The organism is Mycobacterium sp. E183 (assembly GCF_001667735.1).
Lineage (GTDB): Bacteria > Actinomycetota > Actinomycetes > Mycobacteriales > Mycobacteriaceae > Mycobacterium.
The window spans coordinates 66,554-79,660 of the sequence record NZ_LZJN01000110.1; the positions used below are offsets into that span (position 1 = coordinate 66,554).

General features: G+C 69.1%; 12 protein-coding genes, 1 tRNA gene and 1 pseudogene. 5 read left to right on the top strand and 9 right to left on the bottom strand.

Features of this window, described 5'->3' with window-relative positions:
* The first annotated feature begins 94 nt into the window (after nt 1-94).
* From A5691_RS11805 to A5691_RS11820, 4 genes are all read left to right on the top strand, one after another.
* Nucleotides 95-1,222 (top strand): resuscitation-promoting factor, encoded by a 1,128-nt coding sequence (locus A5691_RS11805; RefSeq protein WP_197694478.1) that lies wholly within the window; start codon nt 95-97, stop codon nt 1,220-1,222.
* On the top strand, nt 1,186-2,118 hold the full coding sequence (rsmA, locus tag A5691_RS11810) for a 16S rRNA (adenine(1518)-N(6)/adenine(1519)-N(6))-dimethyltransferase RsmA (protein WP_067759452.1): 933 nt from the start codon (nt 1,186-1,188) through the stop codon (nt 2,116-2,118). Before A5691_RS11805 ends, rsmA begins: the two co-directional genes overlap by 37 nt.
* 59 nt (nt 2,119-2,177) lie before the next feature.
* A complete protein-coding gene (locus A5691_RS11815; RefSeq protein WP_067759458.1) occupies nt 2,178-3,134 on the top strand; it encodes a 4-(cytidine 5'-diphospho)-2-C-methyl-D-erythritol kinase in 957 nt (318 codons plus the stop codon).
* A gap of 326 nt (nt 3,135-3,460) precedes the next feature.
* Nucleotides 3,461-5,095 (top strand): fatty acyl-AMP ligase, encoded by a 1,635-nt coding sequence (locus A5691_RS11820; protein ID WP_067781041.1) that lies wholly within the window; start codon nt 3,461-3,463, stop codon nt 5,093-5,095.
* A gap of 4 nt (nt 5,096-5,099) precedes the next feature.
* Here the strand turns inward: A5691_RS11820 and pth are convergent, their stop codons facing one another.
* From pth to A5691_RS11860, 8 genes are all read right to left on the bottom strand, one after another.
* Nucleotides 5,100-5,675, bottom strand: coding sequence for an aminoacyl-tRNA hydrolase (pth, locus tag A5691_RS11825; protein ID WP_068019577.1), 576 nt, complete (start codon nt 5,673-5,675; stop codon nt 5,100-5,102).
* A 12-nt stretch (nt 5,676-5,687) separates the two neighbouring features.
* A complete protein-coding gene (locus A5691_RS11830) occupies nt 5,688-6,347 on the bottom strand; it encodes a 50S ribosomal protein L25/general stress protein Ctc (protein WP_067781044.1) in 660 nt (219 codons plus the stop codon).
* Between the two features lie 327 nt (nt 6,348-6,674).
* On the bottom strand, nt 6,675-7,556 hold the full coding sequence (locus A5691_RS11835; RefSeq protein ID WP_067759483.1) for an oxidoreductase: 882 nt from the start codon (nt 7,554-7,556) through the stop codon (nt 6,675-6,677).
* A 24-nt stretch (nt 7,557-7,580) separates the two neighbouring features.
* A complete protein-coding gene (locus A5691_RS11840) occupies nt 7,581-8,228 on the bottom strand; it encodes an LpqN/LpqT family lipoprotein (protein WP_067759488.1) in 648 nt (215 codons plus the stop codon).
* Nucleotides 8,225-8,569, bottom strand: coding sequence for an arsenate reductase (glutaredoxin) (arsC, locus tag A5691_RS11845; protein WP_067759501.1), 345 nt, complete (start codon nt 8,567-8,569; stop codon nt 8,225-8,227). The genes A5691_RS11840 and arsC overlap by 4 nt, the downstream gene beginning before the upstream one ends.
* A complete protein-coding gene (locus tag A5691_RS11850; RefSeq protein WP_067759508.1) occupies nt 8,570-9,550 on the bottom strand; it encodes a ribose-phosphate diphosphokinase in 981 nt (326 codons plus the stop codon).
* Nucleotides 9,551-9,650: 100 nt separating this feature from the next.
* Nucleotides 9,651-11,105: a bifunctional UDP-N-acetylglucosamine diphosphorylase/glucosamine-1-phosphate N-acetyltransferase GlmU gene (glmU, locus tag A5691_RS11855; protein ID WP_068019574.1), complete on the bottom strand. Its 1,455-nt coding sequence runs from the start codon at nt 11,103-11,105 to the stop codon at nt 9,651-9,653.
* A gap of 175 nt (nt 11,106-11,280) precedes the next feature.
* Nucleotides 11,281-11,352: transfer RNA gene (locus tag A5691_RS11860), tRNA-Gln, on the bottom strand.
* A gap of 168 nt (nt 11,353-11,520) precedes the next feature.
* Between A5691_RS11860 and A5691_RS11865 the strand changes: the two genes are divergently transcribed.
* Nucleotides 11,521-12,114, top strand: coding sequence for a TetR/AcrR family transcriptional regulator (locus A5691_RS11865; protein ID WP_156670229.1), 594 nt, complete (start codon nt 11,521-11,523; stop codon nt 12,112-12,114).
* Between the two features lie 11 nt (nt 12,115-12,125).
* On the opposite strand, the pseudogene A5691_RS11870 reads toward A5691_RS11865, so the two are convergent.
* Nucleotides 12,126-13,037 (bottom strand): annotated as a pseudogene (locus A5691_RS11870) (diaminopimelate decarboxylase); the annotation flags it as partial.
* Nucleotides 13,038-13,107 lie beyond the last annotated feature (70 nt).

Genomic DNA, 13,107 nt, shown 5'->3' on the forward strand with positions numbered 1-13,107 from the left:
TTGTGATCGAAAGGGTGGGGCCTACGGGCCCTTATTTGTCGCTTGGTGCTGATTAGGTCGTTGGAGTAATTGCTGTGGTCGGGATAGACGCGCGTTGACTGTATTAACAAAACTTCATCAGACACCGTCGCCGATGTTGCGGCTCATCGTCGGAGGACTGTTACTGGTTCTGGCGTTCGCAGGTGGATTCGCGGTCTCCGCGTGCAAGACGGTGACGCTGACCGTTGACGGCATTGCGATGCGGGTCACGACCATGAAGTCGCGGGTCATCGACATCGTGCAGGAGAACGGCTTCGCTGTCGACGAGCGGGACGACCTGTACCCCGCCGGGGACGTCAAGGTGCACGACGCCGCCAACATCGTGTTGCGCCGCAGCCGCCCGCTGCAGATCTCGCTGGACGGTCACGACACCAGGCAGGTGTGGACGACGGCATCGACCGTCGACGAGGCCCTGGCCCAACTCGCCATGACCGACACGGCCCCCGCCGCGGCCTCCCGCGGCAGCCGGGTCCCGCTCGCGGGAATGGCGCTGCCCGTCGTCAGCGCGAAGACGGTCCGCATCACCGATGGCGGCACCACCCGTACGGTGCACCTGCCCGCGCCCAACGTCGCGGGGCTGCTGAGCGCGGCCGGCGCCCCGCTCCTCGAAGGCGACCAGGCGATGCCGAGCGCGTCGTCCCCCATTGTCGACGGCATGGAAATCCAGGTGACCCGCAACCGGATCGAGCGGGTGACGGAACGAATGCCGTTGCAGCCCAACGCCCGTCGGGTCGAGGACCCGGACATGAACATGAGCCGCCAGGTGGTGGAAGACCCGGGCAGCCCCGGCACCCAGGACGTCACCTTCGCGGTCGCCACCGTCAACGGCGTTGAGACCGGCCGGTTGCCGATCGCCAACACCGTGATCACCCCCGCCCGCGAGGCGGTGGTGCGGGTGGGCACCAAGCCCGGCACCGACGTGCCACCGGTCACCAACGGCTCGATCTGGGACGCGATCGCCGGCTGCGAGGCCGGCGGGAACTGGGCGATCAACACCGGCAACGGCTACTACGGCGGTGTGCAGTTCGATCAGGGCACCTGGGAGCGCAACGGCGGGCTGCGGTTCGCCGCGCGCGCGGACCTGGCGACCCGGGAAGAGCAGATCGCAGTCGCCGAGGTGACGCGCGAGCGTCAGGGTTGGGGCGCGTGGCCCGTGTGCAGCGGAAGAGCAGGGGCAAGCTGACCATCCGGCTGCTCGGTCGCACCGAGATCAGGCGGCTTGCCAAAGAACTTGACCTTCGGCCCCGGAAATCCCTCGGTCAGAACTTCGTCCACGATGCCAACACGGTCCGCCGGATCGTCTCGACCTCCGGGGTCGGCCGGTCCGACCACGTCCTCGAGGTCGGACCCGGCCTGGGATCGCTGACGTTGGCGTTGCTGGACCGCGGCGCCACGGTAACCGCCGTCGAAATCGACCCGGTCCTGGCCGATCGGCTGCCGCAGACCGTCGCCGAACACTCGCACAGCGAATTGCAGCGGCTCACCGTACTCAACCGCGACGTCTTGACCCTTCGCCGGGAAGAGTTGGCCGCGCAACCCAACGCGGTCGTCGCCAACCTGCCCTACAACGTCGCGGTGCCCGCGCTGCTGCACCTGCTCGCCGAATTCCCCTCCATCCAGACGGTGACTGTCATGGTGCAGGCGGAGGTCGCCGAACGCCTCGCCGCCGAGCCGGGCGGCAAGGACTACGGCGTGCCCAGCGTCAAGGTCCGCTACTTCGGGTCGGTTCGGCGGTGCGGCATGGTGTCGCCGACGGTCTTCTGGCCGATTCCCCGCGTGTATTCCGGGCTCGTGCGCATCGACCGCTACGCCACCCCGCAGTGGCCCACCGACGAGGCCTTCCGCCGTCAGGTCTTCGGACTGGTGGACATCGCGTTCGCGCAGCGGCGCAAGACGGCCCGCAACGCGTTCGTCGAGTGGGCCGGCTCGGGGAACGAGTCGGCGAGTCGCCTGTTGGCCGCCAGCATCGACCCGGCGCGCCGCGGCGAGACCCTGTCCATCGACGACTTCGTCCGGCTGTTGCGCAGATCGAACGAACCAACCGACACCGCGACGCAACAGCAGACCTCGCCGGGCTGACCGCGGCGCCGTCGGTGCCGCTGCATGTGGTCGGCCGGTGGCAGCGATAGTCTGCTCCGGTGTCCGCGTCTGACGGCAATACCGCCGCACAGTGGGTGCCGACCGGGTCGGTCACCGTTCGGGTGCCCGGGAAGGTCAACCTCTATCTCGAGGTCGGCGACCGCCGCGAGGACGGTTACCACGAGCTGACAACCGTCTTTCAGGCCGTCTCCCTGCTCGACGAGGTGACCGTCCGCAACGCCGACGTGCTGTCGCTCGAGCTCGTCGGCGAGGGTGCCGACAAACTGCCCACCGACGAACGCAACCTTGCCTGGCAGGCCGCCGAGCTGATGGCCGAACACGTCGGCCGGGCGCCCGACGTCTCGATCATGATCGACAAATCCATCCCCGTGGCCGGTGGCATGGCCGGCGGCAGCGCGGACGCGGCGGCGGTGCTGGTCGCCATGAACTCGCTGTGGGAACTCAACGTGCCGCGTCGCGACCTGCGCATGCTGGCCGCGCGGTTGGGCAGCGACGTCCCCTTCGCGCTGCACGGCGGCACCGCGCTGGGCACCGGCCGCGGCGAGGAGCTGGCCACCGTGTTGTCCCGCAACACCTTCCACTGGGTGTTGGCGTTCGCCGACGGGGAGCTGCTCACGCCCGCGGTGTTCGCCGAGCTCGACCGCCTTCGGGGGGCGGGCGACCCGCCCCGGCTCGCCGGGCCGGGCCCGGTGCTGGCGGCCCTGGCCGCGGGCGACCCGGAACAGCTGGCGTCGCTGCTGGGCAACGAGATGCAGGCCGCCGCGGTGAGCCTGAACCCGAAGCTGCGCCGCACGTTGCGCGCGGGCGTCCAGGCCGGCGCCCTGGCGGGCATCGTGTCCGGCTCGGGCCCGACGTGCGCGTTCCTGTGCTCCTCGGCGGCCTCGGCCGTCGACGTGGGCACCGAGGTGTCCGGGGCGGGCGTCTGCCGCACGGTGCGGGTCGCCAGCGGGCCGGTGGCCGGGGCGCGCGTGGTTCCGGCCCCCACCGAAGTGTGAAAATCACCCCAAAACGCGCATTCGTTTGGGCTGTTCCCTAAGAGGAGTTTAAGATAATGCGCGGTGACGGGTAGCGCTGAGCAAGATCACTTATTTTCGTCGTCCGCCGGAGCCCCCGGCGGACGACTGGTGCTTCGGGCCCACGAGCGTTTTTCGGGCCCGGTCCGCGCTTATCGGGCGACCGGACGCGGGGTTGCCGGCTCATCGCCGTTTCGAGACCTAACCGCTGCCCGACTGTGTTTGCGAGCCTGCTGCGAAGAGCTACCGAGTGGGCGGAATATGAAATCTCGGGCGTTGGGGCAAGCGCCGGAACCGAGGAGGTTTGTGTGAGCAGGTTTACCGAGAAGATGTACCGCAATGCCCGTACCGTGACGACGGGCATGGTCACCGGTGAACCCCACGAACCGGTCCGCCACACGTGGGGCGAGGTCCACGAACGCGCCCGCCGCATCGCGGGCGGCCTGGCCGCCGCCGGCATCGGCCTCGGCGACGCCGTCGGTGTCCTCGCCGGCTTCCCGGTGGAAATCGCCCCGACCGCCCAGGGGCTGTGGATGCGCGGCGCCAGCCTGACGATGCTGCATCAGCCCACCCCGCGCACCGACCTGGCCGTGTGGGCCGAAGACACGATGAACGTCATCGGCATGATCGAGGCCAAGGCCGTCATCGTCTCCGAGCCCTTCCTGGTGGCCATCCCCGTGCTCGAGGAGAAGGGCATCAAGGTCCTCACCGTCGCCGACCTGCTGGCGTCGGAACCGATCGACCCCGTCGAGGTCGGCGAGGACGACCTGGCGCTGATGCAGCTGACGTCCGGTTCCACCGGCTCCCCGAAGGCCGTCCAGATCACCCACCGCAACATCTACTCCAATGCCGAGGCGATGTTCATCGGTGCCCAATACGACGTCAACAAGGACGTCATGGTCAGCTGGCTGCCCTGCTTCCACGACATGGGCATGGTCGGCTTCCTGACCATCCCGATGTACTTCGGCGCCGAGCTCGTCAAGGTCACGCCGATGGACTTCCTGCGCGACACGCTGCTGTGGGCCAAGCTCATCGACAAGTACAAGGGCACCATGACCGCGGCGCCCAACTTCGCCTACGCGCTGCTCGCCAAGCGGCTGCGCCGCAACGCCAAGCCGGGTGACTTCGACCTGTCGACCCTGCGCTTCGCGCTGTCCGGTGCAGAGCCGGTCGAACCCGCCGACGTGGAGGACCTGCTGGACGCGGGCAAGCCGTTCGGCCTGAGCCCCTCGGCGATCCTGCCGGCGTACGGCATGGCCGAGACCACGCTGGCGGTGTCGTTCTCGGAGTGCAACGCCGGCCTGGTCGTCGACGAGGTCGACGCGGACCTGCTCGCGGCCCTGCGCCGCGCGGTGCCGGCCACCAAGGGCAACACCCGCAGGCTGGCCACGCTCGGCCCGCTGCTGCAGGACCTGGAGGCGCGCATCATCGACGAGAACGGCGACGTGATGCCCGCCCGCGGCGTCGGCGTCATCGAGCTGCGCGGCGAGTCGCTGACGCCGGGCTACCTGACGATGGGTGGCTTCATCCCGGCGCAGGACGAGAACGGTTGGTATGACACCGGCGACCTCGGCTACATGACCGAGGAGGGCCACGTCGTGGTGTGCGGCCGCGTCAAGGACGTCATCATCATGGCCGGCCGCAACATCTATCCCACCGACATCGAGCGGGCCGCCTGCCGCGTCGAGGGGGTGCGGCCCGGGTGCGCGGTCGCGGTGCGCCTGGACGCCGGCCACTCCCGCGAGACGTTCGCCGTCGCCGTCGAGTCCAACGCCTGGCAGGACCCGGCCGAGGTGCGCCGCATCGAGCACCAGGTCGCGCGCGAGGTGGTGTCCGAGGTCGACATGCGGCCGCGCAACGTGGTGGTGCTCGGGCCGGGCACCATCCCGAAGACACCGTCGGGCAAGCTGCGCCGGTCCCACTCCGCCACGCTGGTCACTTAGGCGCTTACCAGGCGTGGACGCGGTTCTGCGCCGGCTCCAGCCCCAGCTCGACGAGCAACTCCGTGGCGTCCGCGGCCTGCTCGCAAATGGTCGGCACCTCGCCGCGCTCGGCCGCCGAGAAGTTCTCCAACACGAAGGCCGCCGGGTCTTTGCGACCGGGTGGTCGGCCGATCCCGATGCGGACGCGCTGAAACTCCTTGGTGCCCAACGCGGCCGCCACCGAGCGCAGGCCGTTGTGACCGCCCTCGCCGCCGCCGACCTTCAGCCGGATGCGGCCGAAGTCCAGGTCGAGGTCGTCATGCACGACGACGATGTCGGCCGGCGCCACCGAATAGAACTTCGCCAACGGCCCGACCTGGCGGCCGGACTCGTTCATGTAGCAGCGCGGCTTGGCGACCAGGACCGAATGTCCGGCCAACCGGCCGCTGACCACCTCGGCGCCGGACCGCTTGTGCACCTTGAACTTTGACCCCAGTCGGCCGGCGAGCAGGTCGGCGACCATGAACCCGAGGTTGTGCCGGGTGCGGGCGTAGTTGTCTCCGGGGTTGCCCAGGCCGACCACCAGCAACGGCTCGGCCACGTTGCGAACCGCCTACTCGGACTCGTCCGCGGGGGCCTCGGCCTCGCCGGCCTCTTCTTCGGCGGGGGCCTCTTCGCGCTCGGCGACCTCGCCCGCGCCCTCTTCCTCGAGGTCCTCGGCCGTCGGCGCGACCACCACGTTGACCACCAGCATCTCCGGGTCGGAGATCAGGTTGACGCCCCGCGGCAGGGCGATCTGGCCGGCGGTGAACTGGGTGCCCGGTTCGGCGTCCTGCACCGACACGGTGACGTGCTCGGGAATCGACAGCGCCTCGGCCTCGATCTCGATGGTGTTGGTGTCCTGGGTGACCAGGGTGCCCGGCACGGCGTCGCCCTCGACGACGACGGTCACCTCGACGACGACCTTCTCGCCGCGGCGCACGACCAGCAGGTCGGCGTGCTGGATGGTGCGGCGGATCGGGTGGATGTCGAGCGCCTTGGTCAGCGCCAGCTGTTCCTTGCCGCCGATGTCCAGGGTCAGCACCGCGTTGGTGCCCGCGTGGCGCAGCACGGCCGCGAAGTCGTGGCCGGGCAGCTCCAGGTGCTGCGGGTCGGAACCGTGCCCGTAGAGGACGGCGGGGATTTTGCCTTCGCGGCGGGCCCGGCGGGACGCGCCCTTACCGGTCTCGGTTCGCACCGTGGCGGTGAGCTGGTTGCCTGCGGACTTGGCCATCGTGTCGCTCCTGTGTGCTCGTCAGTGTGGGGGCACGGCCAGGGTCGCGACAGTTCGTCGGTCTCCGTCGATAACGGTGCTGGCAGGCCAGCCACCCTCGCCGTGACGCCCGGTCAGGTTAACGCATGCGCACCTGGGAGCGGAAATTGCGGCGGTCTGCGTCACTTGCGTCACTCCGCCACCTGGCCGGGGCGATGGCCGAGATGCCCGCCTCGCAGCGACTACCCGCGGCGCGCGGGCGTTGTCGCTCGGAGGTGGGCACATCGCCGGCCGACCGCGCGAGAGGCTGGCGAGGCTGGTGGGGGCGGTGGGGTTCGGTCGGAGGGCTCAGAGCGGGAATTTGGTGCCGGTGAGCTGCTCGGACAGCTCCCAGAGCGCCCGGGCCATTGCCGGGTCCTGCGCCCGCCGGCTGCGCGCCACCGGTTGGGTGCGGCCGAGCTGGCCGAACCGCGGCCCGACGAACGTATCGCCGGGCAGGTCCTGCGACGCCGCGTACAGCGTCTGGCGCGCGCCGAAGTCCGCGTCGGTGGCCACCACCCGGGTGACCGCCGACATCATCGCGTCGCCCAGCTTGCGGCCCGAGGCGCCTTGCAGATTGGTGTGCGAATAGCCGGGGTGCGCGGCCAGCGCGCGCAGCTTCGAACCGGACGAATCCAGGCGCCGCTGCAGTTCGCTGGTGAACAGCAGATTGGCGAGCTTGGACTGGCTGTAGGCCAGCCAGGGCGAGTACCGCCGCGTCTTCCAATTCAGGTCGTCGAGGCTGATCCGACCCGCCCAGTGCGCCATCGACGACACCGTGACCACCCGATCGGTGAGCTTGGGCAGCAACAGGTTGGTGAGCGCGAAATGCCCGAGGTGGTTGGTGCCGATCTGGCTTTCGAAGCCGTCGACGGTCTGCGCGTAGGGGGCCGCCATGATGCCCGCGTTGTTGATCAGCACGTCGACCTCGTCGACGCCGTCGGCGAATTCGCGCACCGACGACAGGTTCTGCAGGTCGAGCGGGCGCACCTCGACCGGGCCGGTCTGAGTGCCCCGGATCTGCAGCGCGGCCTTCTCGCCCTTGCGAACGTCGCGAACCGCCATGACGAGCGTGGCGCCCCGGCGCGCCAGCTCGCGGGCGGTCACGGCGCCGAGACCGCTGTTGGCCCCGGTGATGATCACGGTGCGCCCGGCGAACGAGGGCAGGTCTGCGGCGGTCCAGTTCGTCATGGATGTGAGCCTAGTGAACCGCCGCTACTTCGCCGCGACGACGAACCCCCGCATGATCGCCTCGATGTCGGTGGACTGCGCGACCGCCTCGTTGGCCAGGCCGGTGATGGTGAGCTGAACCAGGTATCGCTGCTTGGCGGGCGGCGACCCGGTGGCGATGACGATCCGGTTGAAGCTGTGCAGGCGTGTGCCGTCCAAGTCGTAGCTGCCCTGGATCATCGACGAGGGAAAGCCGTTGTAGGGCGTCGTCGAGGCGTCGAGCTGCTTGAAATTCTCGAACAGCTGGGCGTCGTCGTTGCCGTGCTGGATCACCTGGGCCGGATCGAAATCGCCATTCAGCTTGAACACCACCAGCCTGGCGGTCGGGTACTTGTTCCCCTTGGAGAGCATTACGGTCTCCGGCGAGATGTGCGGATTGCTCGCCACCGACCAGCCCGGGGGCGTCGGGATCGAGACCGTCAGGTCGGGCAGGTTGCCCGGCGCCACCTGTTGGCCGGTGACGCCGATGTTCTGCAGATACTGCGACAGGGGCACGGGCTTTTCGACCCGCGTCGTCGTGGTCGTGGTCGTCGGAGTCGTCGACCAGATCGATTGGTAGTCAGGGGTTTTCGGACCGCACGCCACCGCGGACAGTGTCAGCGCGATGGCCGCGGCCGCATACCCACGTCTCACAGAATCTCGCGGACCGCGTCGACCGGCCGGGCCAGCCGGGTGCCCTTCGGTGTGACGACGAACGGCCGCTCGATCAGGATCGGGTGTTCGACCATGGCGTCGAGCAACTGGTCGTCGGTCGCATCGGCGAGATTGAGTTCGGTGTAAAGCGATTCACGCTTGCGCACCGCGGTCCGCACGTCGATCCCGGCGTCGTCGATCATCTTCACCAGTTCGCCGCGCGACGGCGGGTTCTTCAAATATTCGACGATTGTCGGCTCAACCCCGTTGTCGCGCAACAAGTCCAGCGTTTTGCGGGATGTGCTGCAGCGGGGATTGTGGTAGATGACGGTATCGGCCATCTAGGCGTCTCCGTCGAACAGCCCCGTGACGGAGCCGTTTTCGAAGACGGCGCGAATGGTGCTGGCCAGCAGCGGCGCGATGGACAAGACGGTGAGCTGCGGGAAGCGCTTTTCCTCGCCGATCGGCAGCGTGTTGGTGACGATCACCTCGCGGGCGCCGGACGCAGCGAGCCGCTCGGCGGCCGGGTCGGACAGCACGCCGTGGGTGGCCGCGATGATCACGTCACCAGCGCCCTCGTCGCGCAGCAACTTGACCGCGCCGGCGATCGTGCCGCCGGTGTCGATCATGTCGTCGATCAGCACACATGTCCTGCCCTGCACCTCGCCGACGACGCGGTTGGACACCACCTGGTTGGGCACCCGCGGGTCGCGGGTCTTGTGGATGAAGGCCAGCGGGACTCCGCCCAGCGCGTCGGCCCACTTCTCGGCGATCCGCACCCGCCCCGAATCGGGGGAGACCACGACCATGTTGCCGTCCGGGTAGTTGTCCCGGATGTACCCGGTCAGCAGGTTCTGCCCGCGCATGTGGTCGACCGGCCCGTCGAAGAAACCCTGGATCTGGTCGGTGTGCAGGTCGACGGTCACGATCCGGTCGGCGCCGGCGGTCTTGAGCAGATCGGCGACCAGCCGCGCCGAGATCGGCTCGCGGCCGCGATGCTTCTTGTCCTGCCGGGCGTACGGGTAGAACGGCATGACGGCGGTGATCCGCTTGGCGCTGCCCCGCTTGAGCGCGTCGATCATGATCAGCTGTTCCATCAGCCAGTCGTTCACCGGCGCCGGGGCCGACTGCAGGACGAACGCGTCGCACCCGCGGACCGACTCGTCGAACCGGACGAAAATCTCGCCGTTGGCGAACTCCCGCGCCGTCTGAGCGGTGACGTGGACGTCGAGCTCCTTTGCGACCTGCTCGGCCAACTCCGGGTGCGCACGGCCGGAGAAGAGCATCAGGTTTTTGCGGTTGTCGGTCCAGTCGTGGCTCAACGCACTGCCCTCGCCGTTCGGATCAAAAGTGGATGGCCAATCGTACGTAGCGAATGGTACGGAAATGTGGCCGGGTTACCAGATAGCGAAATCACAATGTCTATTCGGGCCCGCCGGCCCCGGTCGCCTTTTCGGCCGCTTCGGCCGCCGCGCTGCCCGGCCGTTTGCGCTGTACCCAGCCCTCTATGTTGCGCTGCGGGCCGGCGGACACCGCGAGCGCGCCGGGCGGGACGTCGTCGCGGACCACGGTTCCCGCGCCGGTGTACGCGCCGTCGCCGACCGTGACCGGGGCGACGAACATGGTGTCCGACCCGGTGCGCACGTGGGAGCCGATCGTGGTCCGGGCCTTGGACGTGCCGTCGTAATTGACGAAGACGCTGGACGCTCCGATGTTGCTGTGGTCGCCGATGTCGGCGTCACCGACGTAGGTCAGGTGCGGAACCTTGGTGCCGGTGCCGATCGTGGAGTTCTTGGTCTCGACGAACGCGCCGAGCTTGCCGTCATCGCCGAGCACCGTGCCCGGCCGCAGGTAGGTGAAGGGCCCGACCGTGGCGCCGGCGCCGATGGACGACGACGTGCCGTGGGTGCGCACCACCGACGCGCCGTCGCCGACGGTGACGTCGGTGAGCGTGGTGTCCGGGCCGACGACGCAGTGGCCGCCAAGCTGGGTGCGTCCCAGCAGCTGCGTGCCCGGGTGGATCACGGTGTCGCGGCCGATCGTGACGTCGACGTCGATCCAGGTGGTGGCCGGGTCGACCACCGTCACCCCGGCCATCTGGTGGGCGGCGACGATCCGGCGGTTGAGTTCGGCGCCCAATTGCGCCAGCTGCACGCGGTTGTTCACGCCGGCCACCAGCGCGCTGTCATCGACGTGCTGGGCGTGGATGGCCCGCCCGTCGCCGCGCAGGATGGCGATGACGTCGGTCAGGTACAGCTCCTGCTGGGCGTTGTTCGAGCTCAGCCGGCTCAGCGCGGAGCGCAACGCGGGAACGTCGAAGGCGTAGACGCCGGCGTTGACCTCGCGGATCTCGCGCTGGAAAGGCGTCGCGTCGGCGTGTTCCACGATCGCGGTGACCTCGTTGTCCTGGGTGCGCAGGATGCGGCCGTAGCCGGTGGGGTCGTCGAGTGTCGTGGTGAGCACCGTCGCGGCGGCCGATCCGGCGTTGTGCGTCGCGATCAGGTCGGCCAGGGTGTCGGAGTCCAGCAGCGGCGTGTCGCCGGAGGTGACGACGACGACGCCGGCGTAGTCCTCGGGCAGCGCGGACAGGCCGCAGAGAACGGCGTGGCCGGTGCCCAGCGGCCGGTCCTGCAGGGCGACCTCGATGGCGCGGCCCAGGCCGTCGGCCCATTCGGCGACCAGCGGAGCGATGCGCTGGTGGTCGTGGCCGAGGACCACGACCAGGTGTTGCGGGGCGGCCTTGGTTATCGCGTGCAGGAGGTGGGACAACATGCTGCGCCCGCCGATCGTGTGCAGCACCTTGGGGGTGTCCGACCGCATCCGGGTGCCGGGCCCGGCCGCGAGCACCAGGACCGCGGTATCACCACGAGACGCCACGCTTCTCCTTCCGACGCGAGCGTGCGTGTCTGTACGCCGACACGCCGTCAAGCGTGTCACCACACCTGACGTCGACGCAAAGACCACTTCGGTCCGACTCGCCGACCGTGGGGCCTGCGTACGGGAACCGTGCCGAATTCGTGCATAGGCCCCACCCTCGACCCAGGGAGCAAAGCTCCGTCGCCAGGACTCGAACCTGAACTATCTGAACCAAAATCAGAGGTGCTGCCGATTACACCACGACGGATCGCAAGGCCCATCGGCCCGCGCCACCAACAGACTTTAGACGGTGGACGGGCCGATCGCGGCGCCGAGGGAAAGACGGGCGGTTCGGTGCCTGCGACGCTATACGCTGATTGACGTGGCTGTTCTCGACAAGGAGCCGGACAAAGAGGCACGCGCCCCGCGCGCCAGGATGACCGGTACCGAGCGCCGGCAACAACTCATCGGCATCGCACGCTCGCTGTTCGCCGAGCGCGGTTACGAGGGCACCTCGATCGAGGAGATCGCGTTGCGCGCCAACGTGTCCAAGCCGGTCGTCTACGAACATTTCGGCGGCAAGGAGGGGCTGTACGCCGTGGTGGTCGACCGCGAGATGTCGGCGCTGCTGGACGGCATCACCTCGTCGCTGACCAACAACCGGTCCCGGGTGCGGGTCGAGCGGGTCGCTCTGGCGCTGCTCACGTACGTCGAAGAGCGCACCGACGGCTTCCGCATCATGATCCGCGACTCACCGGCCGCCATCAGCTCGGGCACCTACTCCAGCCTGCTCAACGACGCCGTCAACCAGGTCAGCTCAATCCTGGCCGGCGACTTCGCCCGCCGCGGCCTGGATCCCGAGCTGGCGCCGTTGTACGCGCAGGCGCTGGTGGGCTCGGTGTCGATGACGGCGCAATGGTGGCTCGACACCCGGGAACCCAAGAAGGAAGTGGTCGCGGCGCACCTGGTCAACCTGATGTGGAACGGGCTGACCCACCTGGAGGCCGACCCCAGGCTGCAGGACAGTTAGCCGCCGTCGACGGGTTCCACCACCACCCTGGGGCGGGGGAAATGCTCCGCGGCGCAGGCCTCGTCCAGCGCGCCCTCGATAACACGGGCCAGCGCGTCGAGGTCGAGTTCGCGGTCGCCGGGAACGTAGGGGATGGCGTGCCCGCCGCCGAGGTTGAGTTCGGTCAGGATGACGCCGTGGCGGGCCCGGATGTCGGCCATCGCGGCGATCAGCCGGTGAATCGCTTCGCCGTATAGCGTCGGGTCGGTAACCTGCGAGCCGATGTGGCAGTGCAGGCCGACCAGGTCGAGGATCGGGTGCGCCAGCACGCGTTTGACCGCCTCTGCGGCGTGGTCTCCGGCGAGGGTGAAGCCGAACTTCTGGTCGCTGATTCCGGTCGCCACCGCCCGGTGCCCGTGAATATCGATGTCCGGCGTCACCCGGATGAGGACCGGCTGACGCCCGCGCGCCAGGCCGGCGAGGTAGGCGATCTCCATGCAGGAATCCAGCACGATCCGCCCCACGCCGGCGCCCACCGCGTCGCGCAGCTCATCGAGGGACTTGGCGTTGCCGTGGACGACGATCCGGGCCGGATCCACCCCACCGGCAAGGGCGACGGCCAGCTCACCGGCCGAGCAGACGTCGATGCCGAGGCCCTCCTCGCGGGCCCAGCGGGCCACCGCGGTGGTCAGCAGCGACTTCCCCGCGTAGACCACCTGGACGCCACGCAGCGCCTTGCGGTAACGGCGGGCCCGGCGCCGGAAGTCGGTCTCGTCGATGACGTAGGCCGGCGTGCCGAACTCGTCGGCGATGTCCGCCAGGGGCACCCCGCCGACGCAGAGCCCGCCCTGCTCGTCGGGGTGGGCGGTCACGGGCCAGATCGCGGGATCGAACCGCGGCGGGGCCGCGTGACCAAGTGACGGCAGGATCTCCAGCAATGTCATGAATCCAACGTGGGCCGGCACGGGGCCGAAGGGCGGCTTCCTTACGAACCCTTGACGGCGCCGGGCTCAA